The 22875-nt window shown below is 71.7% G+C and carries 20 protein-coding genes; 12 read left to right on the top strand and 8 right to left on the bottom strand.

From position 1 onward, the window contains the following. The first annotated feature begins 186 nt into the window (after nucleotides 1-186). Nucleotides 187-1344, top strand: coding sequence for an NAD(P)/FAD-dependent oxidoreductase (locus ACIPJI_RS23910; protein ID WP_307709913.1), 1158 nt, complete (start codon nucleotides 187-189; stop codon nucleotides 1342-1344). Between the two features lie 175 nt (nucleotides 1345-1519). On the opposite strand, the gene katG is transcribed toward ACIPJI_RS23910, so the two are convergent. Next, nucleotides 1520-3745 (bottom strand): catalase/peroxidase HPI, encoded by a 2226-nt coding sequence (gene katG, locus ACIPJI_RS23905; RefSeq protein WP_402248653.1) that lies wholly within the window; start codon nucleotides 3743-3745, stop codon nucleotides 1520-1522. Nucleotides 3746-4112: 367 nt separating this feature from the next. Between katG and ACIPJI_RS23900 the strand changes: the two genes are divergently transcribed. After that, complete coding sequence (locus tag ACIPJI_RS23900) at nucleotides 4113-4523, top strand: Fur family transcriptional regulator (RefSeq protein WP_189477276.1); 411 nt, start codon at nucleotides 4113-4115, stop codon at nucleotides 4521-4523. Between the two features lie 201 nt (nucleotides 4524-4724). Here the strand turns inward: ACIPJI_RS23900 and ACIPJI_RS23895 are convergent, their stop codons facing one another. Then, nucleotides 4725-5978, bottom strand: coding sequence for a cytochrome P450 (locus ACIPJI_RS23895; protein ID WP_402248651.1), 1254 nt, complete (start codon nucleotides 5976-5978; stop codon nucleotides 4725-4727). Nucleotides 5979-6283: 305 nt separating this feature from the next. Here ACIPJI_RS23895 and ACIPJI_RS23890 point away from each other — a divergent pair, with 305 nt between their 5' ends. Beyond that, entirely contained in the window at nucleotides 6284-7477 is a 1194-nt protein-coding gene (locus tag ACIPJI_RS23890; RefSeq protein ID WP_402248649.1) for a hypothetical protein, read from the top strand. Between the two features lie 190 nt (nucleotides 7478-7667). Here ACIPJI_RS23890 and ACIPJI_RS23885 read toward each other — a convergent pair whose 3' ends face one another. Further along, nucleotides 7668-8048 carry a winged helix-turn-helix transcriptional regulator gene (locus ACIPJI_RS23885; RefSeq protein ID WP_402248647.1) on the bottom strand — a complete coding sequence of 127 codons (381 nt, stop codon included), beginning with the start codon at nucleotides 8046-8048 and terminating at the stop codon, nucleotides 7668-7670. Between the two features lie 141 nt (nucleotides 8049-8189). Between ACIPJI_RS23885 and ACIPJI_RS23880 the strand changes: the two genes are divergently transcribed. Both ACIPJI_RS23880 and ACIPJI_RS23875 read left to right on the top strand, forming a co-directional pair. Then, the gene (locus ACIPJI_RS23880; RefSeq protein WP_356623893.1) at nucleotides 8190-8597 is read left to right on the top strand and encodes a RidA family protein; all 408 of its coding nucleotides are present in this window, start codon (nucleotides 8190-8192) and stop codon (nucleotides 8595-8597) included. Nucleotides 8598-8810: 213 nt separating this feature from the next. Next, the gene (locus ACIPJI_RS23875; protein ID WP_402248645.1) at nucleotides 8811-9479 is read left to right on the top strand and encodes a hypothetical protein; all 669 of its coding nucleotides are present in this window, start codon (nucleotides 8811-8813) and stop codon (nucleotides 9477-9479) included. 66 nt (nucleotides 9480-9545) lie between these two features. On the opposite strand, the gene ACIPJI_RS23870 is transcribed toward ACIPJI_RS23875, so the two are convergent. Continuing rightward, complete coding sequence (locus tag ACIPJI_RS23870; protein ID WP_402248643.1) at nucleotides 9546-11270, bottom strand: SpoIIE family protein phosphatase; 1725 nt, start codon at nucleotides 11268-11270, stop codon at nucleotides 9546-9548. 575 nt (nucleotides 11271-11845) lie between these two features. Here ACIPJI_RS23870 and ACIPJI_RS23865 point away from each other — a divergent pair. The 4 genes from ACIPJI_RS23865 to ACIPJI_RS23850 all read left to right on the top strand — a co-directional run bounded on the left by ACIPJI_RS23865 (nucleotide 11846) and on the right by ACIPJI_RS23850 (nucleotide 17104). After that, nucleotides 11846-13945, top strand: a complete 2100-nt coding sequence (locus tag ACIPJI_RS23865; RefSeq protein ID WP_402248641.1) for a SpoIIE family protein phosphatase — start codon at nucleotides 11846-11848, stop codon at nucleotides 13943-13945. Between the two features lie 91 nt (nucleotides 13946-14036). Continuing rightward, entirely contained in the window at nucleotides 14037-14855 is an 819-nt protein-coding gene (locus tag ACIPJI_RS23860) for an isocitrate lyase/phosphoenolpyruvate mutase family protein (protein WP_402248639.1), read from the top strand. A 90-nt stretch (nucleotides 14856-14945) separates the two neighbouring features. After that, nucleotides 14946-16187, top strand: coding sequence for an RNA ligase (locus tag ACIPJI_RS23855; RefSeq protein ID WP_402248637.1), 1242 nt, complete (start codon nucleotides 14946-14948; stop codon nucleotides 16185-16187). Between the two features lie 2 nt (nucleotides 16188-16189). Continuing rightward, complete coding sequence (locus ACIPJI_RS23850; protein WP_402248635.1) at nucleotides 16190-17104, top strand: AAA family ATPase; 915 nt, start codon at nucleotides 16190-16192, stop codon at nucleotides 17102-17104. 176 nt (nucleotides 17105-17280) lie between these two features. Here ACIPJI_RS23850 and rpmF read toward each other — a convergent pair whose 3' ends face one another. Then, nucleotides 17281-17451: a 50S ribosomal protein L32 gene (gene rpmF / locus ACIPJI_RS23845; RefSeq protein WP_402248633.1), complete on the bottom strand. Its 171-nt coding sequence runs from the start codon at nucleotides 17449-17451 to the stop codon at nucleotides 17281-17283. Between the two features lie 394 nt (nucleotides 17452-17845). On the opposite strand from rpmF, the gene ACIPJI_RS23840 reads away from it, so the two are divergent. Both ACIPJI_RS23840 and ACIPJI_RS23835 read left to right on the top strand, forming a co-directional pair. Next, nucleotides 17846-18229 (top strand): hypothetical protein, encoded by a 384-nt coding sequence (locus ACIPJI_RS23840; protein ID WP_402248766.1) that lies wholly within the window; start codon nucleotides 17846-17848, stop codon nucleotides 18227-18229. Nucleotides 18230-18456: 227 nt separating this feature from the next. Continuing rightward, complete coding sequence (locus tag ACIPJI_RS23835; protein WP_356623903.1) at nucleotides 18457-19146, top strand: ribonuclease H; 690 nt, start codon at nucleotides 18457-18459, stop codon at nucleotides 19144-19146. Nucleotides 19147-19301: 155 nt separating this feature from the next. Here the strand turns inward: ACIPJI_RS23835 and ACIPJI_RS23830 are convergent, their stop codons facing one another. After that, the gene (locus tag ACIPJI_RS23830) at nucleotides 19302-20345 is read right to left on the bottom strand and encodes a S66 peptidase family protein (protein ID WP_402248630.1); all 1044 of its coding nucleotides are present in this window, start codon (nucleotides 20343-20345) and stop codon (nucleotides 19302-19304) included. Nucleotides 20346-20558: 213 nt separating this feature from the next. Here ACIPJI_RS23830 and ACIPJI_RS23825 point away from each other — a divergent pair, with 213 nt between their 5' ends. Continuing rightward, complete coding sequence (locus tag ACIPJI_RS23825) at nucleotides 20559-21416, top strand: universal stress protein (RefSeq protein WP_402248628.1); 858 nt, start codon at nucleotides 20559-20561, stop codon at nucleotides 21414-21416. A 165-nt stretch (nucleotides 21417-21581) separates the two neighbouring features. Here the strand turns inward: ACIPJI_RS23825 and ACIPJI_RS23820 are convergent, their stop codons facing one another. Beyond that, the gene (locus tag ACIPJI_RS23820; protein ID WP_356623906.1) at nucleotides 21582-22115 is read right to left on the bottom strand and encodes a hypothetical protein; all 534 of its coding nucleotides are present in this window, start codon (nucleotides 22113-22115) and stop codon (nucleotides 21582-21584) included. Nucleotides 22116-22304: 189 nt separating this feature from the next. Then, nucleotides 22305-22862 (bottom strand): M23 family metallopeptidase, encoded by a 558-nt coding sequence (locus ACIPJI_RS23815; RefSeq protein ID WP_402248626.1) that lies wholly within the window; start codon nucleotides 22860-22862, stop codon nucleotides 22305-22307. Nucleotides 22863-22875 lie beyond the last annotated feature (13 nt).

Here is a 22875-nt window from a genome sequence, read left to right as displayed (position 1 = left end):
GCCTGGCCGCATCCCTCCTCGAGGCAGACCCGGCTTGCCGTTCCTATCGAATATCGATAGATTTCCATCGTCATTCGACCGGTGCTCGCGCTGTGCGCAGCCGGACTGCGCCCTTGCCGCACTGCCGGCCGGCGTCTGTCCGCGTACCGATGCGATCCGATGACGGACCCTCATGAGGAGCAGAGCATGACGACAGCCGACTACCCCTACCGCCTCCCGGCCACGGACAGTGCCGACGTACTGGTGGTCGGGGCCGGGCTGGCCGGGCTGCACACCGCCACGCTCCTCGCCCGCCAGGGTCACGACGTGCTCCTGGTGGAACGGCGCGCCGCTCTCGCCGGCGCGATCCGCACCACGGGGATCTTCGTGCGGAAGACGCTCGACGACTTTCCCCTGCCTCCCGACTGCCTCGGGCCGGCGATCCGGCGCGTGGTGCTCTACCCGCCGAACCTCCGCCGCCCCGTCGACCTGGTCAGTTCCCGTGACGAGTACCGGGTGGGCGACATGGCGCCGCTCTACGAAGCGTCGGCCGCCTCCGCCGCCGAAGCCGGCGTGCGGATAGCACTGAGCACCCGTTACGCCGGCCGGCACGGCGACACCTTCCACCTGGCCGGTCGCGACGGGCCGACGACCGTCCGCGCCCGGTTCGTCGTCGGTGCCGACGGAGCACGCTCGAGAGTCGCCCGCGACCTCGGTCTCGACCGCAACCACCACCTGCTGGTCGGCGCGGAGGAGGTCTTCGAGCTGCCCGGGAGCGACGAGCCCCCGACCTTCCACTGCGTGCTCGACCCCTCGCTCGCCCCCGGCTACCTGGCCTGGGTCGTCAACGACGGGCAGCACGCCCATGTCGGCGTCGCAGGCTATGCCGACCGCTATCCGGAGGGTCTTCGCCGGGCAGTGGAGCGCTTCAGTGCATCAGCGCCCGGGCTGGCCGGAGTCGAGCGTCCGGAGGCGGTGGAGCGGCGTGGGGGCCTCATTCCCGTCGGTGGCCTGCTGCGTCGCATCAGCTGCTCCGACGGGCTTCTCGTGGGGGACGCGGCAGGCGCGGTCTCTCCCCTCACCGCGGGCGGCCTGGACCCCTGCCTTCGGCAGTCCGAGCTCGCGGCCGAGGTCCTCGACGACGCGCTGCGGGCCGGGAAGCCGGACGCGATGAGCGACTACGACGGAGCCGCTCTGCGCCCCCACTTCCGTGGACGGCTCATGCTGCGCAGGGGACTTGCCCACGTACGGACGCCGGCTGCCGCGGCGGCGGCGTTCACCCTGCTGCGCACACCGTTCGGGCGGGCCGCGGCCGGACGGGTCCTCTTCGGCGACAGATCCTTCCCCGACCCGGTACGCGGGTGACCATGAGCCCGCCCGCTGACGCCTGGCGGCCCCTGAACCGGGCCGGGAACCGCAGATGTCCGGGCCGGGAACCGCGGATGTCCGGGCCGGCCGGTGTCGGCCGGCCCGGACATCACGTCCAGGTCATGGAGATCGCGTCAGACGCCCGAGATCACGTCGGATCCCGGAGGCCGTGTCAGGCGATGTCGAACCGGTCGAGGTTCATCACCTTGTCCCACGCCGCGACGAAGTCGTTCACGAACTTCTCCTTCGCGTCGTCGCTCGCGTACACCTCGGCGAGCGCGCGCAGCTCGGAGTTCGAGCCGAAGACGAGGTCGGCACGTGTGCCGGTCCACTTCACCTCGCCCGTGGCGGCGTCGCGGCCCTCGAAGGTGGTCTGGTCCTCGGACGTCGACTTCCACGTCGTGCCCAGGTCGAGCAGGTTGACGAAGAAGTCGTTGGTCAGCGACCCGGGCGTCGTGGTGAGGACGCCGAGCTGCGACTGCTGGTGGTTCGCGCCCAGCACGCGCAGGCCACCGACGAGGACGGTCATCTCGGGGGCGCTGAGGCTGAGCAGGTTCGCCTTGTCGAGAAGCAGGTACTCGGCCGGCAGGCGGTTGCCCTTTCCGAGGTAGTTGCGGAACCCGTCGGCAGTCGGCTCCAGCGCGGCGAACGACTCGGCGTCGGTCTGCTCCTGCGAGGCGTCCACCCGGCCCGGCGTGAAGGGCACCTGGACGTCGAAGCCGGCGTCCTTGGCGGCCCGCTCGACGGCCGCGACGCCGCCGAGCACGATCAGGTCGGCCAGGGAGACCTTCTTGGCACCGGAGTTGAACTCCTGCTGGATTCCCTCGAGGGTGCGCAGCACCGTGGCGAGCTGGTCGGGGTCGTTGACCTCCCATGTGCGCTGCGGCTCCAGGCGGATGCGGGCGCCGTTGGCGCCGCCGCGCTTGTCGCTGGCACGGAACGTCGAGGCCGCCGCCCACGCGGTGGACACCAGCTGCGGGACGGACAGCCCCGAGTCGAGGAGCTTGGCCTTGAGGGCCGCGATGTCCCCGGCATCGATGACCTCGCCCTCGGCCTCCGGCAGCGGGTCCTGCCACAGCAGGGTCTCCTCCGGGACCTCCGGGCCGAGGTACAGCGACTTCGGGCCCATGTCACGGTGGGTCAGCTTGAACCAGGCGCGGGCGAAGGCGTCGGCGAACTGGTCGGGGTTCTCCAGGAAGCGACGCGAGATCTGCTCGTAGACCGGGTCGAACCGGAGCGCGAGGTCGGTCGTCAGCATCTGCGGGGCGTGGGTCTTCGACGCGTCGTGCGCGTCGGGGACCGTACCTTCCCCGGCACCGTTCTTCGGCCGCCACTGGTGCGCGCCGGCGGGGCTCCGGGTCAGCTCCCACTCGTAGCCGAAAAGGATCTCGAAGAAGCTGTTGTCCCAGGTGGTCGGGGTGTTCGTCCACGTCACCTCGAGACCGCTGGTGATCGTGTCGCCGCCCTTGCCGGTGCCGTAGGCGTTCTTCCAGCCGAGGCCCTGCTCCTCCAGCGAGGCGGCCTCGGGGTCGTCGCCGACGTTGTCGGCCGGGCCCGCCCCGTGGGTCTTGCCGAAGGTGTGACCGCCCGCGATCAGGGCGACCGTCTCCTCGTCGTTCATCGCCATCCGGCGGAACGTCTCACGGATGTCACGGGCCGCGGCGAGCGGGTCCGGGTTGCCGTTGGGGCCCTCCGGGTTGACGTAGATGAGGCCCATCTGGACCGCGCCGAGGGGGTTCTCCAGCTCACGGTCGCCGGTGTAGCGCCGGTCGTCGAGCCAGGTGGTCTCGGGACCCCAGTACACGTCCTCCTCGGGCTCCCAGACGTCCTCACGGCCGCCGGCGAAGCCGAAGGTCTCGAAGCCCATCTGCTCCAGCGCGACGTTGCCCGTGAGGATCATGAGGTCGGCCCAGGAGATGCTCCGGCCGTACTTCTTCTTGACCGGCCACAGCAGTCGGCGAGCCTTGTCGAGGTTGGCGTTGTCCGGCCAGCTGTTGAGGGGGGCGAAGCGCTGCTGACCGGCGCCGGCACCGCCACGGCCGTCGCTGATCCGGTAGGTGCCCGCGCTGTGCCAGGCCATACGGATCATCAGCGGGCCGTAGTTGCCGAAGTCGGCGGGCCACCAGTCCTGCGAAGTGGTCAGCACCTCGGCGATGTCCCGCTTCACGGCCGCGAGGTCGAGGGACGTGAACGCCGCCGCGTAGTCGAACTCCTCACCGAGCGGATTGGCCACGGCCGGGTTCTTGGCGAGGATCTTCAGGTTGAGCCGCTCCGACCACCACTGGCGGTTTCCGCCGCCTTGAGTCGGGTGCGGGGCGCGCCCGTGCGCTACCGGGCAGCCGCCGCCTCGGCCCTCCGTCTTCGGGTCTGTGACGATTGCATCCGGGTTCTCGGACATGGGAATCCTTTCGGGCGGAGCGGGATCGTGGTGCTCAGGAAGTGCCGGCGGCGGAAGGTCGGGGCACATGCGTCCCTGTGATGGGGGCCGGACTGCCGGCATGGCGAGGCCTGCACGGCACGACGTGAAAGGCCGGTCAGCCGCTGCCCGTCAGCCGCGACCCGGCAGCGTCCGGCTGCTCGGCGGTCCCGTCATGTCTCAGTCTCCTGCCGTAACTGGAGTGCCGGCTCCCTTGGCTGATGCCGGAACCGATCCTACGATGGACGCTGTCCAGGTCAAGAAGTTCGCGCGTTTCATATCCCATCGGGTTCCGGACACCTGCCGGTAAACTACGGGTATTCCGCCAAGCCTGAATAGGTGAACCGACATGAGTGACCTGCTGGAACGGCTGCGAGGACGCGGCTGGCGGGTGACCTCCCAGCGGCGTGTCGTCGCGGAGGTCCTCGACGGCGACCACGTGCATCTCACCGCCGACGAGGTCCACGCACGCGCGGCACAGCGACTGCCCGAGATCTCACGGGCGACCGTGTACAACACGCTGGGCGAACTGGTCTCCCTCGGTGAGGTCCTGGAGGTCTCCACCGACGGGCGCGCCAAGCGCTACGACCCCAACGCGCACCGTCCGCACCAGCACTTGGTCTGCTCCCGCTGCGGCACCATCCGCGATGTCCACCCCACCGGCAATCCGCTGGCGGACCTCCCGGCGGAGGAGCGGTTCGGCTTCACGGTGTCCGAGGTCGAGGTCACCTACCGGGGCGTGTGCCCCTCCTGCACCTGACCGCCGACCTTCGACAGACGGGCCCTCGGGCCGTTCCCCCATGAACAGCCTGCGCGCGCCACCGTGTGGGGCGGTGGCGCGCGCGGGCGCCGTGTGCGGTCGGGCCTCGAAGTGCCCCGTGGGTGCGGGAGTTCCGCCCGCTCGGTCGATGCGCAGTCGGCCGGCGGCAGTCCGCCTGCCGCAGTCGCCCGGCCGGGTGCGTCAACGACCGGGCTGCCGCTCCACCACGACCTCCAGGGGCGCCCGGAAGGACAACAGGCCGAGCATCGGCGGTCGTGCCCCTTCCGGCGCGAGCCGGACCTCCGGCAGACGGCGTGCCACCGCCCGCAGGGCGATCGCCGCCTCGGTGCGTGCCAGGGACGCGCCCGGACAGCGGTGGCGTCCGGCGCCGAACGCCAGGTGGTGACGGACGTTCGCCCGCCGCGGGCACATCCGCTCCGGCTCCGCGAACACGGCCGGGTCGGAGCCGCTGCCCATCAGCATGAGCAACAGCTGTGCGCCCGCCGGAAGCTGTGTGCCCGCGAGTTCCACCGGGCGGGCGGTGACCCGGCGCCAGGTGGTCACCGGCGGCTCGCGCCGCAGCACCTCTTCCACCCAGGCCTCGGCCAGACCGGCTTCCGGCACCAGCCGCGGCCAGAGCCCCGGTTCGCCGAGGGCCCGGCGCAGCACGGTGGCGATCAGCTGGCCGGTGGTGGACTGCCCGGCGATGAAGACGAAGAAGCAGGCGCTGACCGCGGTCGCCGTGTCCAGCGGATCCCCTTCGGGCAGGAGGTGGCGGGACAGCGCTTGGATGAAGGACTCCGGCAAAACGTCCGGCGACGACGTGGCACTGCGTACGGTGTCGGTCAGCCATCGGTGGAACTCGCCGACCAGCTCGGCCAGTTCCAGCTGCCGTTCCGCCGGGGGCCTGCCCCAGAACAGCTCCAGCGACGCGTCGCTCCAGCGGATCAGCGTGTCCGGCGTGACACCGCGGACGCCGAGCAGTTCCATGAGCACCCGGCACGGCAGGACCTGGGCGTAGGAGGCGAACAGGTCCTCGTGACCGTCGGCGTCGATCCTGGCCTGCGCCGTGTCCAGCAACTCTTCGGCGCACTGCTCGATGACGGGGACGGCGGCCGCGACCCGCCGGGCGTTGAAGAACCGGTTGACCAGTCGGCGCAGCCCGGCGTGGCTGCCGGTGCCGTTGTTGGCCAGTGCGGGTGGCAGGGTGAAACCGGCCTTCGCGAGCGTCCGGAGCACGGCAATCGGGAGCGGGGCGACCGCGTGCTGGGCGTTGTCGGGCAGGAAGACCGACGCGTCGGACAGCACCCGCCGCACGTCCTGGTGGCGGCTGACCAACCACAGTCCCGTCGCCTCGTCGTGGTGCACGGGCGCGTCGGTGCGCAGAAGGTCCAGCCACGGGTACGGGTCGCGTACGAAGTCCGCACCGAACAGGTCGAGTCGATCGCCGGGCACTGGAGCATCCCAGATCCGCGTCGGTGGCGCTGCCGCTCTCCGACCAGGCACGCCGTCCGCCCCGGGGGCCGCGGTCGCGGTTCCCGAGGCCGATGCGTCCCTGTCCGGAAAAGTCACGCGCGGACGCTAACACGCAGCGTTGCCGTCCTCGCCGGCCTGTGCGCCGGATCACTCGGTGGGCATACGCTCCGCCCGCCGATGCCGCCGCCGCTCCACGCCCGGACCCGCCGTAGGCGGCCCGACCCTCCGGGAGCGCCGGGCCTATGATCGGCTCGGCCGGCGGAGGCCGGAGGGGATGAGGCGCAGTGGACGAGGGGGAGGACGGTTCGTTGCGTGAGGTCGCCTGGGGGCGGGATCTGCCTCTGCGCTTCGCGCTCGTCAGCGAGGAGTGGGACGGGGAGCAGACGGTGTGGGCGCGGTGCGTCGATGTCGACGGGCTGTTCATGGACCGTGCCGCGTTCCGGGAGCGACTGACCCTCCTCGGCTGCGCCGCCACCGGCCGGCTCCTCAAGGCCGCCGAGCGGTGCGCGAGGAACGCTCCTGTTCCCTTCGGCGAGCTGCACTTCACGGTGCACGACGTGGACGCCGAGGATCCGTACACCTACGACTACTGCGCGCTCGACGACGTCGTCGTCATCGACAGCAGGCCCACCGCGGAGGACCCGAGGCTGCTCGACCTCGTCGTGGAATGCGTGGTCACCGACGGGCCGCCCGGCTACCGCAAAGAGCCCGCGAGGACGGATGTCGCCCTCCTGAACGGCACGAGCGGCGGCCCGCTCGGGCACTGCCGCCGGGTGGAGGGCGCGTACGGTGACCGGCCGGACCCCGCCCCCCGGCCCGTACGGCTCATCGGCTGCGAGCCCTCGCCGAACATGGTGCGCCGGTTGGTCCACCCCGGAGGCGGGGGCGACCACATGAAGCTCTGGCTCCTCGACCGTACGGGCCGGCCGACCGCGGTCGACGAGCACATCACGGCGGATGCGGACGAGTGCCGCCCCTCCGCGCTGGGCGGTGCGCTGATCGACGTGACGCTCAAGGGCGGGCTCTTCCGCCGTCTGCTTCCCCCGCCCGCGGCCCGACCCGTGTGGGACGTCTGGCACGAGGGCCCGCCCCGGGAACGCAACGCATGGGCGCGGTTCCCGATCGAGGGGCGCAGCGAGTGGCTGCGGTTCACCAAGGCGTGCGGGGGCCCCGAGGAGCCCGGCACGGTGTGCGAGATGGACGGGCGGTACGCCACCGACATCCCGGGCCTGCACTGCGCGATCGGCGAGGCGGTCGGCGGCGCGGGGCACCGGTGGCACCAGTGCTGGAACACGCTGCGCGGCTGCCGGTGCGGCGGCGAGGCGCCCTCCGCGCCCTTCACGCTCGTCTGGCACGCCGCGGACGTGGCCCGGCAGGCCCTCGCGGGTGTCAGCGTGGACACGGACGGCGAGGTGGGCTACTTCGACGCGGTGGTGCCGTTTCTCGAGCGGATGGGCGTCACCGTGGTGCTGCGCTAGGCGTTCACCGTCCGAGGCGGGTGCCCGTCCGCAGCAGGAGGAGCGCGATGTCGTCCGCCGGAGGGGGTGGCGCATTCGCCTGCGCACGAGGCGAGGGCCGGGCTCCGCCGATGGCCGGCGCCGCGCCGCGGCCCTGTCGGCATCGCCGGGCGCCGGTCGAGCGGGCCGACTCCGGCACGGCCAGGAGCCGTCAGGTGTCGAAGCGGCGGCGGGAAGCCTCGATATGACCCAGGTACTGGTGGGTCCAGTCGCACATGCCGTTGACCGTCGCTCGCAGGGCCTGGCCCGGTTCGGTGAGGGTGTACTCGACGCGTGGTGGCACCGTGGGGTGCACGTCGCGCTCGACCAGGCCGTTGCGCTCCAGCATGCGCAGGTTCTGGGTGAGCATCTTGTGGCTGATGCCCTCGATCTCGTTTCGCAACTCGCTGAAGCGCAGGGTGTGTTCTCCGAGAGTCTCGATGATCAGGAACGCCCACTTGTTGGCGACGTCCGAGAAGATCTCCCGGGCCAAGGAGTCGGCGCGCGTCAGGTCCGCGTCCTCGGGCGAGCCCTTGAACTGCTTGGTCACCATAAGGTTCCCCAGTCACTCAAAAGTGCGTTCTTCCAGGTCAGCGCTCACTCTCCTACAGTTCCTGAGTAACCACAAGAGACCGCGGGCGCCTTGTTCCGTGGGAAAGGGCCCACGGGCTCTCATGACAAGGAGGCGGGCAGCATGGCCATCACCCTGGTGAACCCCGACGGACTGCCGGAGATCGACGCCTACCGGCAGGTGTCGATCGCGACCGGGTCGAAACTGGTCTTCATCGCGGGGCAGGTCGCCTGGGACGCCGACGGGGTGACGGTCGGCGAAGGCGACCTGGCCGCTCAGGTCGAGCGGTGCTACCTCAACATCGGCACCGCGCTGGCCGAGGTCGGTGGCTCCTTCGACGACGTGGCGAAACTGACCGTCCACGTCGTCGACTGGACCCCCGACAAGATGCCCCTGTTCCTGGAGGGGGTTGCTCGGGCAGCGGCGAAACTGGGGGTCACGCCGGTACCGCCGGGCACGCTGCTCGGCGTTGCGGCACTGGACGTCCCGGACCATCTGGTCGAGGTCGAAGCCACCGCGGTCCTCGACTGAACAGGGGTTTCCCTGAACAGGTCCTCGCCCCGAGAGGGTGCTTCGACGACGGCCGGCGCCCGGCACGCAGCTGGTGCCTGACATCCGCAACCGGGAGGAGAGCAGGCGCGTCCCCAACCGCATACCGGACCGCACCCGCGGCCCGGTATGCGGAACAAATGGGGGGGGCCTGCGGTGAACGGAACCAGAGGCTGGACAAGACGGGGATCCTGGGTGATCGCCTCGCTCGTCCTGGCATCAGTGGCGGTGGGGTGCCAGGACACGGACGGCAACGGCAACGGCAAGGGTCCCGGTGCCAAGACGCCCGATCGGGGCCGGGCTTCGCAGTCGCCCGGCGGCGGTTCCGGCCATGACGACGGGAAGGAGTCCGCCAAGCCTTCGCCCCGATCCTCGGACAGGCCGGCCGGTGGGCTGACGTGCGACCAGCTCCGCAACGCGGAACTGCAGAACTCCGAGCTGCGGCTGCCGGACGCCCCGGCGGGATCCATCTCGTTCACCGACGGGCGGTGGGAGGGCGACGGCATCGTCATCGAGCTCCAGCCGCAGTGCGACATCGGCGACATGACCGGCGACGCGGCACCGGACGCCGTGGCGCCCATCAAGGTGACCACGGAGGGCACGGGCAGGTTCTACGCCCTGGTCACCTGGCGCAACGACGCAGGCACGCCGGTCCCGGCCGCAGCGGCCTCACTCGGGGACAGGACGCCCGTGGAGTCCGTCGAGATCTCCACGGCGCCCCCGAAGCAGGCCACCGTCGCCTACCTCACCCGCGGTGACGCCGATCCGGCCGCTGTGGTGACGATCAGGCGGACCGCTGTCTACCGGGTGGCGGGTCCCGTCATGGCCGAGCTCCACCACAGCGACGCCCCGTACACCCCGTGAGTCCTCCGTGAAGGCCGCCGCGGGCTGCTGGTGCACGGGACCGGGTCCAGCCCGCACGGACGAGGTTCATCCAGGGAGCCGTACGGCCAGCAGCGCGACGTCGTCCTCGTTCTGCGGAGGGCGGGACCGCTTGAGCAGATGGTCGGTGAACGGCTCCAGAGGTCGGTGGGCCAGGGACGCGGCGTTCCGGCGCAGCCGCTCCAGGCCCTCGTCCAGGGAATGGCCCGAGGCCTCGATCAGACCGTCGGTGTAGAGCACGAGGGTCGACCCCGGCGGCAGGGTCACGGTCGCGTCGACGCGACCCTTCGGGGCCTCGTGGGCCTCGATGCCCAGGAGGACGCCATGGCCGTCGGTGAGGAAGTCGGCCACGCCGTCGTGCGTGACCAGCAGCGGCGGCGGGTGGCCGGCATTGGTCCAGGTCATCTCGCACCGCCCGTCGTCGGCCACCGTCATCCGGGCATAGATCAGCGTGGCCATGGAAGCTTCGGCGATGTGCAGGGACGCGTGGTCGAGCCACTCGACGATCTTGCTCGGTGGTTCGTGCTGCGCCCAGGCGTAGGCGCGGAGCATGTTGCGCAGCTGCGCCATGCCGGCGGCGGCGTCCAGGTCGTGGCCGACGACGTCACCGATGGCCAGGGCAGTGGCACCGTCGCTCAGGCCGAAGGCGTCGTACCAGTCGCCGCCGACCTGCGAGGCGTTGGGCGCGGGCAGGTAGCGGGCGGTCATCTCCAGCCCCGGCACGCTCGGCAGCTGGGGCAGCAGATGGCGTTGCATGGTCTCGGCGACCTTGCGCTGCCGCTGGTAGAGGCGGGCGTTCGCCAGGGCCAGACCGGCCCGCCGGGCGATGTCCTCGAGCAGCGCGATGTCCGCCGCGGTGAACGGCTCCGGCTGCTCGGAGCGGCCGAGAGTGATGGCTCCCACGATCTCCCGTACGCCGCGGATGGGGGCGATGGCCGCCGAGTGCATGCCGGTCACGTCGAACAGGCGCCGCTGCTCCACCGCGATGCCCGAGTCCGGCGGGCCCTGGTAGGTCTCCGGCCCGGCCAGGGCGGACGACACACCGCGCAGGGCACGGGACAAGGGCATCGGGGAACCCTCCGGTACCGGCGGCATCGGTCCCTCGAGTTCCTCCGAGTGCACCATAGCCCCGTTCTGAGCGTGCACGACGGCGCGGCGCCATACCTCGTCGCGCTCGGTGATCAGGTCGATGACGGCCCAGTCCGCGAGGCGGGGCAGCACCAGGTTCACAAGTCTTCGCAGCGCCTCGTCGACGTCCAGCGTGGACGTGAGCGTCGTGGTCGTCTCGGCCAGCAGGGCCAACCGCTCGAGCTCCGAGAGCGACGCGGTGGGCCGCTCCGGGAGTGCGGCGGGCGGACCTGGGGTATGGCGGGCATGGAAGATCACAAGGGTGACCGGGGTCCGGCCATCGATGTCGCAGGGAGTGACCAGCCACGACACCGGCAGCATCGAGCCGTCGCCACGTTCGACCCACTCGTTCGTCCCTTGTGCCGTGCCTCCGGCGAAGATGGCCTGCCGCACCGGACACTGTGCCCTCGCGATGGGCTCTCCGTGGCGGTTGCGGTGCAGCATGTCGTGCGCGTCCTGACCGAGGAGTTCCGCCGCGGACCGGCCCAGGAGCTGTTCTGCCCGGGCATTGACGCCGATGATGCACCCATCGTCGTCCGTCAGATAGGCGCCCGTGCGCAGGGCGGCCAACGCCCCGGTCAGCGCCTCCACGGCCTTGTCCGGAGACCCGTCGCCGACCGTTTCCACCCTCTGGGGGTCCGTCATGTGATTGCCTCCCCTGGCCGAAGGGCCCGTTCTGCCGTCCGTCGCTGCCGTCTCTCCCATGCCACATGCCCCGACGGGCGGATATGACGCTCGCGGGTCCGCCGGGCCGCAGCGCCTTGCACCCGGATTCGACGGGTTCGCCCTGACAAGGTGTACGCCCGGACTCGCGCGGCCGGAGAGGACGGCCGGTCCACGGTATTCGACGCGGAGGCCTGCCGAGCCGACGAAGGGACGCATCCGAGGCCGCTCCGGGGCCGGGCCTGTTGCCGTCGGCGGGCCTCGGCGACCGCGACCTTCCTCGCCTGCGGACGGGTCAGCCGCCTGACCTGGTCCTCACCGGTGTCGGCCGGGGCGAGGCGCTCCGCGGGACGCCGAAGGTGTTCTGTGAAGCCGGGCCGGGACAGCGACGGACGGCCCGGCCGGCGTGCGCTGATCGCACGGGGCCGGGCGTATCCGTCGGGCGGGCCGGGCCGCCGCACTGCCATGGCGAGGGGTTGAGCGCGGGAGCATGCTGGAGGAGAGCCCGCGCCGGCTCCGCGGGGCGGTCGTACGGCGAAGGGCGAGTGAAGGTCCCCATGGACGAAGACGTGAGCGGCCGGCCGGACCCCGGCGGGGACGGTCCCGTCGGCCTGCCGTGGTGGATCCTCGAGCAGCTGCCCGTCCCCGTGGTGTTCTTCGACCGGCGGGCCCGGCTCGTGTCCGCCAATGAAGCCACCCTGGAGTCGGTGGCCATACCCCTGGAGCAGCTCGTCGGTCTGCGGCCGGGTGAAGTGGAACCGGGTGTGGTGATCAAGGGCGCGGAGGGCCTCGAAGCCGCGGTCGAAGAGGTGATGGCCACCGGCGAGGGGCGCAGTTACGAAACCCTCATCCGCCCCGAGATCGGCCGTGAGGGCGTGTGGACGGCGGTCATCTCCCCGGTCAAGGACGGCTCCGGGCATGTGCACGGCTGCTCCGTGGTGACCCTCGACACCACCGAGCAGTACCGCGCCCGCTCACGCATGACCGTCCTCAACGAGGCCAGCCTGCGCATCGGGAGCACGCTGGACGTGGGCCGTACCGCCGAAGAACTGGCCGAGATGGCCACGGGGACCTTCGCCGACTTCGTCACCGTGGACCTGCTCGCCCCCGTACTCGCGGGCGACGAACCCGGCGCCCCGGAGCCGGAAGCCACCATCGTGTTCCACCGGGCCGCTCAGCACTCGGTCCTGGAGGGCTGCCCCGAGTCCGTGCTGCCCGTCGGCGCGCGGCACACCTTCGCGCGGGAGTCGGCGATGGGGCGTGTGCTCGTCCAAGGCGAGGCCGTGCGGTTCACCGTCGACGAGGAGGCACTGGGACTGTGGGAGGCGGCCGACCCCGACCGCGTGCGCAGCATCCGCGCATACGGCATCCACTCCTTGGTGATCGCTCCGCTCACCGCCCGCCGCATCACCCTGGGGATCGCTGTGTTCTCCCGCCATCGCACGCCCGAACCCTTCGACGACGACGACCTGCTGCTCGCCGGGGAACTCGCCGCGCGGGCCGCGGTGGCCGTGGACAACGCCCGCCGCTACACCCGTGAACACGCCACCGCACTCGCGCTGCAACGCAGCCTGTTGCCCCGGCGCACGGCCCGGCAGCAGGCCGTCGAGGTCGCCTCCCGCTATGTGCCCAACACGGCGGGCGCCGGGATCGGCGGTGACTGGTTCGACGTCATCGCCCTGTCGGGCGCCCGGGTCGCCCTCGTCGTCGGCGACGTCGTCGGGCACGGCGTCCAGGCATCGGCGACCATGGGCCGGCTGCGTACCGCCGTGCGCACGCTCGCCGACGTGGACCTCGCACCCGACGAACTGCTCACCCAGCTGGACGACCTCGTGCTGAAACTGGACCGGGAGGAGTCGGTCGACCCCGCGGGCGGCTCCTCCGTCGCCGGCGCGACCTGCTTGTACGCCGTGTACGACCCCGTCTCCGGGCGGTGCGCCATGGCCCGGGCGGGTCACCCGGAACCGGTGCTCGTCCGTCGCGACGGCAGCGCCGCCCACGTCCCGCTGCCCGGCGGCCCGCCGCTCGGGGTGGGCGGACTGCCGTTCGAGGCGGCGGAGTTCGACCTGCCGGAGGGCAGCATCCTCGCGCTCTACACCGACGGCCTGATAGAGACACCGGGACGGGACATCGACGCCGCGCTCGCCGTGCTGCGCGAGACGCTCACCCGTCCCGCCGGATCGCTTGAGGACACCTGCGACGCCGTGATGGCGGCCCTGCTGCCCGAGCGGCCCGGCGACGACATCGCGCTCCTTCTCGCCCGCGCGGGCCGCCTCGACGCGGATCACCATGTGTCCTGGGACCTGCCCGCCGACCCGTCCATCGTCTCGAGGGCGCGCAAGCACGTCGCCGCACAGCTGGAGCAATGGGGCCTGGACGACGCCGTGTTCGCCACGGAAGTGATCGTCAGCGAGTTGGTCACCAACGCCATCCGCTACGGCGGCGCCCCCATCCGGCTGCGCCTCATCCGCGACACCGCCCTCATCTGCGAGGTGTCCGACGGCAGCAGCACCGCCCCCCACCTGCGCCGCGCCCGCACCTTCGACGAGGGCGGCCGGGGACTGCTGCTCGTCGCGAGCCTCACCGAGTGCTGGGGCACCCGGTACGGCCCCACGGGCAAGACGATCTGGGCGGAGCAGGCCCTGCCGGGCGCATGACGTTCCGTCACACGCGAGCAGAAGACGAGTTCCGACGTCGATGTCGGATTCCTGCCGGACAGCGGCGATCGGGCGGTGTTTGACTGCCCGCATGTTCACCACCCGGCCGGACCAGGCCCGCCGCTTCCGCTCCCTGCACACCTCCTCGCGACCCCTGGCGCTGGCCAACGCATGGGACGTCGCGAGCGCCCGCGTCATCGAGGCGGCGGGCGCCCCCGCGATCGCCACCACCAGCGCCGGCGTCGCCTGGTCGCTGGGCTCGCCGGACGGTGACGCCCTCACCCGCGAGCGCGCACTGGAACTGATCTCCCGGATCTCCGCCGCCGTCGCGGTCCCGGTCACCGCCGACATCGAGGGCGGGTACGGGCAGGACGCGGCCGATGTCGCGGAGACCGTCACCGGCGTGCTCGCGGCGGGCGCCGTCGGCGTCAACATCGAGGACGGCACTCGGCCCCCGGGCGAACTCGCGGCACGGCTGGCCGCCGCCCGGCAGGCCGCCGACCGGGCCGGCGCGGACCTCTTCCTCAACGCCCGCATCGACACCTACCTCTTCGGCCTCGGCGACCCGGACACCCGGCTCGCGGAAACCCTGGACCGGGCACGCAGGTACGTCGACGCCGGCGCGGACGGCATCTTCGTCCCCGGAGTCACCGACACCACCACGATCGCGGCGCTGGCCCGAGACATCTCGGTACCGCTGAACGTCATGGCCGGCCCGGGCGCACCGAAGGTGGCCGAGTTCGGCGCCCTCGGCGTGGCCCGCGTCAGCCTCGGCTCGGGCGTGGCGCAGGCCGCGTACGCCGCCGCCCGTCGCGCCGCGCAGGAACTCCTCGACACCGGCGGCTACGACTCCCTCGCCGACGGCATCGCCTTCCCCGAACTCGACGGGCTGCTCTCCGGGCCCCGCTGAACGGCCCGGCGGGGCGCGGCGGTACGAGGACCTGGCCGCGCCGGCAGCCGTCCTCGCAGGTAAATCGGTACGCAACACGGTCTCCCGCGCGTGACAATCACGGTCCACGAACGGGAGGACCCCATGAGCCAGGCGTACGCGACCCTCCAGGAGCTGCTGCCGCCCGACGAGTTGGCGGCAGCACTCGAGGCCGGCCACGTCACCCGAAAGCGCCACCCCGAACTGCCGCTCTCCCTCTACACGTACACGAGGACGTGTCAGTACGAGCGCGTGTGGAACCGGGTCACCATGCGCTGCCGCGGCCTGGTCGCCGACGACGCCACCGGCGAGATCGTCGCCCTTCCGCTGCCGAAGTTCTTCAACGTCGGCGAGCACGAGGCGGGTCAGCCGTACGCGCCCGCCCTCCCGGACGAGCCGTTCGAGGTCTACGACAAGGTCGACGGCAGCCTCGCGGTGGTCTTCCACTACGCCGGTCGGTGGCGCGTGGCGTCCAAGGGCTCCTTCATCAGCGCCCAGGCGGTGTGGGCGCAGCGCCTGCTGGACGGCAGTGACACCTCCGCGCTGATACCCGGAGTGACCTACCTCGCCGAGATCATCTACCCGCAGAACCGGATAGTCGTCGATTACGGCGACCGCCGGGACCTGGTGCTCCTCGCCGCGTTCGCCGCGGACGGCACGGAGATCGCCCTGAGCGAGGCCGCGGCCGGCTGGCAGGGCATCGGCTCGGTCGTCACCGTCTGGCCCGCCGTGCCGCTGGCCGAACTGCTCGCCCTGGCCGAGACCAATCAGCTCCCCGGCGGCCGGACCGCCACGGGCACCGACGCTGAGGGCTTCGTGCTGCGCTTCGCCTCCGGCGTACGGGCGAAGGCGAAGTTGTCCGAGTATGTACGGCTCCACAAGGTGCTCACCGGCGTCACCGAGCGGGACATCTGGCGCAGCCACGGAATCCAGCGGTTCGCCGGCCTGCCCGCCAAGCAGGTGGCGCAGACGCTGGGTTGTGACCCTGCGGACCTCGCGGCGTCCGACGGGAAGCCGCTCGACTTGCTGCTGGAGCAGGTGCCCGACGAGTTCGACGCGTGGGTGCGCGAGGTGATCGCCCGGATCGAGAAGGACGTGGCCGACCGCGAGCGCGCGATCGACGAGGCGTACCGGTCCCTGGTCCCGCTCGCCGCCGACCGGGGCGCGTTCGCCCGCGCCGTCAAGTCGCTGCCCGACACCGCCGTTCGTTCCGCCATGTTCCTGCGTCTGGACGGGCGCCCGACCGAACTCCTGACCTACCGATCCGTCCGGCCTGTGCCGGCGGACCCGTTCCACACCGACGAGGAGAACTGACCGTGCCCGTGGTACACGTGATGACGGGGCTCCCGGCCTCGGGAAAGACCACCGCGGCGCGCACGTTGCAGGCGGAGTCGGAGGGCCGGATCAGGCGGGTGAATCTGGACGACCTGCGGGTCATGCTCGACATCCCGGCGCCCGGGGCCGGCCGTTCGCACGCGCACGAGCAGACCGTGCTGGCGATCCAGGACGCGGCGGTGCGGGCGGCCGTCGACGGCGGGTTCGACGTCGTCGTGGACAACACACATCTGACACCGCACATCCCGAAGCGTCTGAAGGCCGCGGTGGCCGGTCAGGCCGAGTTCAGGGTGCACGACTTCACCGGCGTACCGGTCGACGAATGCATACGGCGGGACGCCGAACGGGACCGGCGGGTCGGCGAGGAGATCATCCGGATTCTCGCCGACAAGCACGCCAAGGCCAGGAGGGGCGGGTGGCGCCTCACCGAGGACTGGCTGAACGACGAGACCGCGGTCGAGCCGTATGTCGCCGACCCGGCGCTGCCCGCAGCGGTGATGTGCGACATCGACGGCACACTCGCCATCAGGGGCGACCGCAGCCCCTACGACTTCACCCGCTGCGAGGAGGACCTGCTCAACGTTTCGGTGCGCGGCGCGCTGTGGTCGTTCCGGCGCGCGGACGGCGACGTGATCGTCCTGCTCTCCGGCCGCGGTGAGGAACACCGGGAGCGGACGGAGTCGTGGCTGCGCCGCCACGAGGTCCCCTACGACGAGCTGTGGATGCGCGCGGCCGGTGACGGCCGGCGTGACGACGTCGTGAAGGCGGAGCTCTTCGACCGTCATGTCCGCCACCGCTTCGCGGTGCGCGTCTCCCTCGACGATCGCGACCGTGTCGTCGCCGTCTGGCGCCGCATGGGCCTGCCCACGTGGCAGGTCAACTACGGCAACTTCTAGGCACCGGACCGCTGCGGCCGCCCGCCGGACCGCTCCGGCCCGGTTCGCGTAGGGGCGGCGGCGCGGTACCGGGCCGGACGGTGCCGTGGCTGCGACCACCGCCCGGCCCGGAGCCTCACGCGCCTGCCGGCGCCCGGGCGTGGTGCTCGTGCCGGCGGGCGTCGTCCACGGCCGCGTCAGCCCTCGGGCCGCAGCAGGCCACGCTCGTACGCCTTGGCCAGCCGCTGAGGCACGAGGTAGGACGCACCGTCCACCGTGATCGGCACCAGTTGCGGCGTACTCGCCTTCCACTGCGCGCGACGGTGACGAGTGTTGCTGCGGGACATCTTCCGCTTCGGGACAGCCATGAGGACTCCATGTCGGTGAAGGAACCTGACCAGGCTACATGAAAATGATTACCGTTAGCCTTTCGGTCGCTCGGGGTGAGCGGCCTGCGTGAGCGGTCCGTCGCCGCTCGCCCGCCAGCGGCGGCGAAGATTCCACCGCGGTCCCACCGTCCGGACGCCTCCTGCTGCCGTATTGCGCGGGCGACGATCCGGACCGATCGGTATCCGAGCGACAGGAATCGGCGTAGTCGGTGAAAACGGACCTGAATCGCTCTCCGTGTAACGCTTCGTCCGTGCGTGGCGCAGTTCCGGCAGGGGCGCGAAAAAGCGACCTTCATGCGGTCAAGGCCGGGATTTCCGCGCTGTGGTATTTCCTCTGTGCGCCGACCGCGTTTCCGTGCCGTCGAAGCTGTCTATGCGCCAGATTGGGAATCCAGTGAGCAATACCGAACCCCTGCCGGACCACCGGCAGTACGACCCCGTCCAGGGCAGCGGTCACCGTTCTGTACGCGGTGGGGACGGGTCCGGCACACGTCGGGCGGCCCTCATCACCCACACGATCGCCGACATCGCCGCGGCGTTCCTCGGCCTGTGGGTCCTGCTTCACCTGCTCGAGGCGAACAGGTCCAACGTCTTTGTCGAGTTCGTGCATGGCATGGCGGACCTGCTGGCGTGGTGGTCACAGGATATTTTCACGATGGACACGGAAGGCCTCCGCGTTCTCCTCAATTACGGGCTGCCCGCGGTGATTTATCTGCTGATCGGGCACGGTGTCGCGTCACGGTTGCGGCGTCTCTGAGACAATTCACGGGCTGTTCAGGTCTGTGAAGAAACGGCAATTGTGCGGCGGAGGACGTGAAAGCATTTCAGCGCCGCACGCGGGGCCGTTCGCCCGGCCGGGGCGGCGTGCCGTTGGACGCCGCCCCCTCCGTGACGACCCGGCACGGCTGGCTTCACGGAGCCGCCCCGTCCGTGGATGCCCGGGCCGTGGGGGCCCTGTGTGCGGGGCGTGGCAGCATCGGGTGCATGGTGGAACGGATCATCGCCGCGTGTGACGGGGCGTCGAAGGGTAATCCCGGGCCGGCGGCCTGGGCATGGGTCGTTGCCGGCACGGACGGCCAGGTGGCGTCCTGGGAGGCGGGCCCGCTGGGGAGGGCCACGAACAACGTGGCAGAGCTGACCGCGCTGCGCGAGCTGCTCCAGGCGACCGACCCGGTCGTTCCGCTCGAAGTGCGCATGGACTCCCAGTACGCGATGAAGGCGGTCACGACCTGGCTGCCGGGCTGGCGCCGCAAAGGCTGGAAGACGGCCGCCGGAACGCCGGTGGCCAACCGGGACCTGGTCGTCGCGATAGACACGCTGCTGACCGGCCGGGACGTCACCTTCGTGTACACCCCGGCGCATCAGGTCGACGGGGACGCGCTGAACGCGGCCGCAGACGCCGCCGCGAGTCACACGGCCCGCTCCCAGCAGCCGGCCGGCTCGGCCGCCGGCTCCGTCCTGCCGCCGCCCGAGCCGGTGTCACGGCCCGCGACGGCGGGACGCAACCGGCGGCCCGCGGAACGGCGCTCCCCGGCCGCGGGGTCCTCCCGTGGTTCGGTCGCGGCGAAGTTCCCCGGCCGGTGCCGCTGCGGCCGGTCCTACGCCAAGGGGGAGACGATCGCGAAGAACCCCGACGGCTGGGGCCACCCGGCCTGCGCCACGGACGGCGGCTGAACCCCACAACGGCAGGCTCCACGGCGCGCGGGACGGTGGCCGGTCGTGCACGGCCGGGAAGACGTTCCCCTCACCCACCGAGGCTCCGCGGCCGAGCGTCCGTGACCGAGGGTCCCCGGCCGCGCGGTCACCGGCCGTGGGCCGCCATCGGCGGCTCAGTAGGCGACGTGGATGCGGCGCGCCGGGCCGTCGACCCGGATCCGTCCTCCGACGGGGATGACGACTTGCGGGTCGGTGTGGCCGAGGTCGACGTCGAACACCGCCATGGTGTCGGGGGCGTACCGGTCGAGAGCCCGCAGGACGGCCTCGCGTTGCTGCCGGCGGAAGCGCGCCCGGGCCTGCGGGTCGAGCGGGTGCTCGAACGACCAGCTCTTCGCCCTGCCCATCAGCAGCGCGGGGAACTGCCGCAGCAGCCCGCTTTCGCCCATGCTCCTGAGGATCCAGAAGACGTCCTGGGCGGGCGGCATCTCCTCCGAGGTCTCCAGAAAGAGCACGCTGCCGGCGTAGGAGTCGACCGGTCGCACGACGCGGTCGGCCATCAGCAGCCAGGACAGGATCTCCAGATTGCCGCCCCAGCCGGCTCCCTCGACCACCCGGTCGCCGTTGTGCCAGAACCAGCCTTCGGAGGGCTCCGCCTCCGGTTCGGTCTCGAAGGTGCGCGGGTCGTCCCAGGGCCTGTCGACGTCGCCGTACGTGCTCGAGGGAGTGAGCTCGTACTCGCCCGACGTGAACAGCGCCGCCCGGAGCGAGTCCGCCGTCAGCGGGTGCATCGCGCCGGGCCGTCCGAGCTCGACCATCACCGAACCGCCGTGGTAACCGACGACGCCCAGGTCCCGCAGGAACAGCAGGAGGTTGGTGTTGTCGCTGTAGCCGAAGAAGGGCTTCGGGTTGGCGCGGAGAAGGTCTCCGTCGAGGTGAGGGAGGACGGTGATCTGGTCGTCGCCGCCGATGCTCGCGATGACCGCCTTGATGTCGGGGTCCGCGAAGGCCGCGTGGATGTCGGCGGCTCGCTCCTCGGGCGTCGCGCCCATCTTCCGGGTCGTCGGGTATTCCACCGCCTTCAGCCCGAAGTCCTCCTGGAGTCTGCGCAAGCCCAACTCGTAGGGCAGGGGAAGGTGTCCAGGCAGACCGGAGGAAGGGGACAGCACCGCGACCGGATCTCCGGGGCGGGGCTTGGCGGGATGCACGGGAGCCGTCATCTCGTGATCGTAGGGCCGGGCGGGCCCGCTACCGAAACGATTTGCCCGCAGGTAACCCCGCACGCTCGCCGCGACGACCGGTCGCGCGTCGGGCACCGGATCTGGGCGCCCGGGGCCCATGGTTGTGGTGGTCACCGCCGTCGCGCCGCCGAGCGCGCGGGCGCGGGAGGCTGGAAGGTGGCCGCAGACAGCGATCCCAAGGAGGGAGCCACCATGACCGGGCAAGTGATCGTCGGTCTGGACAACTCGCCCGAGAGTCTCGCGGCGGCGCACTGGGCGGCCCGGGAGGCCGTGATGCGCGGTGCGGACCTGCTTCTGGTGCACGTGGAGGAGTGGCCGCTGCCGGTGGCCGTGGCCATGCCGACCGTCACGCGTGACGACCATCGGGACTGGGCGGACGAGCTGCTGGAAGGCGCGGTGGACGAACTGCGGCTCGCCCACCCCGGGCTTCGGATCTCCGGGCGCCGGATGCCGGGGCGGCCCGCGGGCGCACTCGCCGTCGCGGCCGCCGACGCGGAGCTGCTCGTGCTCGGATCGCGGGGGCTGGGGACCGTGATGGGCGCTCTCATGGGCTCGGTCGGTCTGGCGACCGTCGCCGCCACGACGGCACCGGTCGTCGTCGTACGCGCCGACGGCAGCGAACACGGGCACGGCCCGGACATGGAGGTCGTGGTCGGGGTGGACCTCCACCGGCCCGCCGGTCCGGTCCTCGCCTTCGCCTTCGAGGAGGCGGCCCGGCGCGGATGCACCCTGCGTGCCGTGCACGGCTGGAAGCTGCCCGTAATGTTCGCCCACTCCGACGAGGCCCGGGCCGAGGCCGGACGCGAGGCCGCGACGGCCCTCGGCGCGGCACTGCGCAGCTGGCGGCAGGAGCACCCGTCGGTGGCGGTCGTGGAACGGCCCGTGATGGGCGCCGGTGCGCAAGTACTGGTCGACGAGGCCGCCGACGCGGGCCTCGTGGTGGTCGGCCGGCACGTCCGCCGCGCGCCCCTGGTCCCGCACATCGGCCACGTCGCCCATGCCGCGATGCACCACTGCAGGGCGCCGGTCGCGGTGGTTGCACACGAGTGACGGCCACGCGGGGCGCACTCCGCGGAGCGGTTGCGCACGTGGGCACCGCCGCCCGGGTCGCCCGCGGTACCGCCCGCGCTGCCGGCCTGCGTACGGATTCCGGGCGGGCCGGCGCCAGCGGATCATGTGAGCGCGGCGCGGGCCTGGTCGCGGTGTCCGGGGCGGTCAGGACCGGTCGTCGGCGAGCTGCTCAGGGAGCTGGACCAGCAGGAGCCGGGCGTCCGCCCGCACGTTGCACTCGCTTATGGTCCGGCAGACCTCCAGGGTGAGGCCGTTCCTCGTCAAGAGGCGCAGGGTCACTGTCACTTCGCCGAGCCCCCGCCGTGGGCCGTCCTGTTGCTCGAGCTGCCGGTAGAGGGTGTTCGGCCAGCGGTCGGGGTCGGTGTCCTGCCAGAGCCGGGGGCCGTCGGTACTGAAGCGGCAGTGCTGGCCGCCGTGCGGTTCCTGGAGCAGCGAGTGACTGACCGGCACGGTGCTGAACAGGGGCCCGAGCCTGGCCCGCAGATCGTCGTTCTCGACCAGGCGTTGCTGCTGCCGGTGCCGGTTGCCGGAGACCGCCATCCGCAGCGCGGCGAGCACGTACGGGTGCCCACCGGGCGCCAGGACGGGATACTCGTCCTGCCACTGGGGCCAGGACGCCGGCAGCGCGCCGGGCTTGTGCGTGCTGCCCGGCAGGGGCACCACATGGTCGTTGTCCACGGCGGGATTATCACCCGAGCGCCGGGTTCGCGTCGTCGCGATGTCCATTTCCGGGCAACCTCGTTCGGACGCGCGTCGGACGGCCGCGCACACGACCGGACCCGCCGCGGACCTGTGGCGCGGCGGGTCCGGTCGTGCCGTGCGGCGAGGCCGGAAGAGCCAAGAGGGTCAGCAGGAGGAAGGGCGGCCTCAGGCGCGGCTGTTCACGCTGACCGGCCAGGAGCCGGTGTTCGGCGTCCAGCCCTGTAGCGTGGCGGGGATGCCCACGCGGGAGTTGCAGTCGATCACCTGGAAGTGCAGGTGCGGCGCCGTGGAGGCGCCTGTGTTCCCCGACCAGCCGATGATGCGGCCCTGGGGCACCCAGTCACCGGTGTTGTAGATCGCCCGGTTCAGGTGGGCGTAGTGGGTGCAGCGGCCGTTCGAGTGACGGATGATCACCTCGATGCCGTTCTGCCAGTACGGCGACCAGTCCGAGACCAGCACGGTGCCCGCCTGCGCGGCGGACACCTCGTAGTTCTCCGGGAGTCCGAAGTCCCAGGCGTACTCGTTGTACGGGCCGGTGTGTGAGTACGTGCCTTCCGGGCCCTGGGTCACCCTGTACGACTCGCCTGCCGGGTAGGGCAGTTCGTAGTAGTAGTCGACCGCGGCGGCGGGTGGTGCCGCCGCCAGTGCGATGCCCGGGACGGCGAGCACCGCGCTCGCCACCGCGACCGCCTTGCGCAGCACCGTTCTCGTTCTCTTCACCATGCGTCTCCGTCCT

Origin of the sequence: Streptomyces sp. NPDC086835 (assembly GCF_044745705.1) — a bacterium.
In the GTDB taxonomy this organism is placed as follows: domain Bacteria; phylum Actinomycetota; class Actinomycetes; order Streptomycetales; family Streptomycetaceae; genus Streptomyces.
This window is presented reverse-complemented; position numbering and strand designations above follow the sequence as displayed.

Excerpts from the sequence above, each read along its gene's own strand:
- ACIPJI_RS23885 (WP_402248647.1), bottom strand. The coding sequence starts at position 8,048 with ATGGTGACCAAGCAGTTCAAGGGCTCGCCCGAGGACGCGGACCTGACG.
- ACIPJI_RS23835 (WP_356623903.1), top strand. The coding sequence starts at position 18,457 with ATGGTGGAACGGATCATCGCCGCGTGTGACGGGGCGTCGAAGGGTAAT.
- ACIPJI_RS23825 (WP_402248628.1), top strand. The coding sequence starts at position 20,559 with ATGACCGGGCAAGTGATCGTCGGTCTGGACAACTCGCCCGAGAGTCTC.
- ACIPJI_RS23840 (WP_402248766.1), top strand. The coding sequence starts at position 17,846 with ATGCGCCAGATTGGGAATCCAGTGAGCAATACCGAACCCCTGCCGGAC.
- ACIPJI_RS23860 (WP_402248639.1), top strand. The coding sequence starts at position 14,037 with ATGTTCACCACCCGGCCGGACCAGGCCCGCCGCTTCCGCTCCCTGCAC.
- ACIPJI_RS23815 (WP_402248626.1), bottom strand. The coding sequence starts at position 22,862 with ATGGTGAAGAGAACGAGAACGGTGCTGCGCAAGGCGGTCGCGGTGGCG.
- ACIPJI_RS23870 (WP_402248643.1), bottom strand. The coding sequence starts at position 11,270 with ATGACGGACCCCCAGAGGGTGGAAACGGTCGGCGACGGGTCTCCGGAC.
- katG (WP_402248653.1), bottom strand. The coding sequence starts at position 3,745 with ATGTCCGAGAACCCGGATGCAATCGTCACAGACCCGAAGACGGAGGGC.
- rpmF (WP_402248633.1), bottom strand. The coding sequence starts at position 17,451 with ATGGCTGTCCCGAAGCGGAAGATGTCCCGCAGCAACACTCGTCACCGT.
- ACIPJI_RS23880 (WP_356623893.1), top strand. The coding sequence starts at position 8,190 with ATGGCCATCACCCTGGTGAACCCCGACGGACTGCCGGAGATCGACGCC.
- ACIPJI_RS23910 (WP_307709913.1), top strand. The coding sequence starts at position 187 with ATGACGACAGCCGACTACCCCTACCGCCTCCCGGCCACGGACAGTGCC.
- ACIPJI_RS23865 (WP_402248641.1), top strand. The coding sequence starts at position 11,846 with ATGGACGAAGACGTGAGCGGCCGGCCGGACCCCGGCGGGGACGGTCCC.
- ACIPJI_RS23900 (WP_189477276.1), top strand. The coding sequence starts at position 4,113 with ATGAGTGACCTGCTGGAACGGCTGCGAGGACGCGGCTGGCGGGTGACC.
- ACIPJI_RS23830 (WP_402248630.1), bottom strand. The coding sequence starts at position 20,345 with ATGACGGCTCCCGTGCATCCCGCCAAGCCCCGCCCCGGAGATCCGGTC.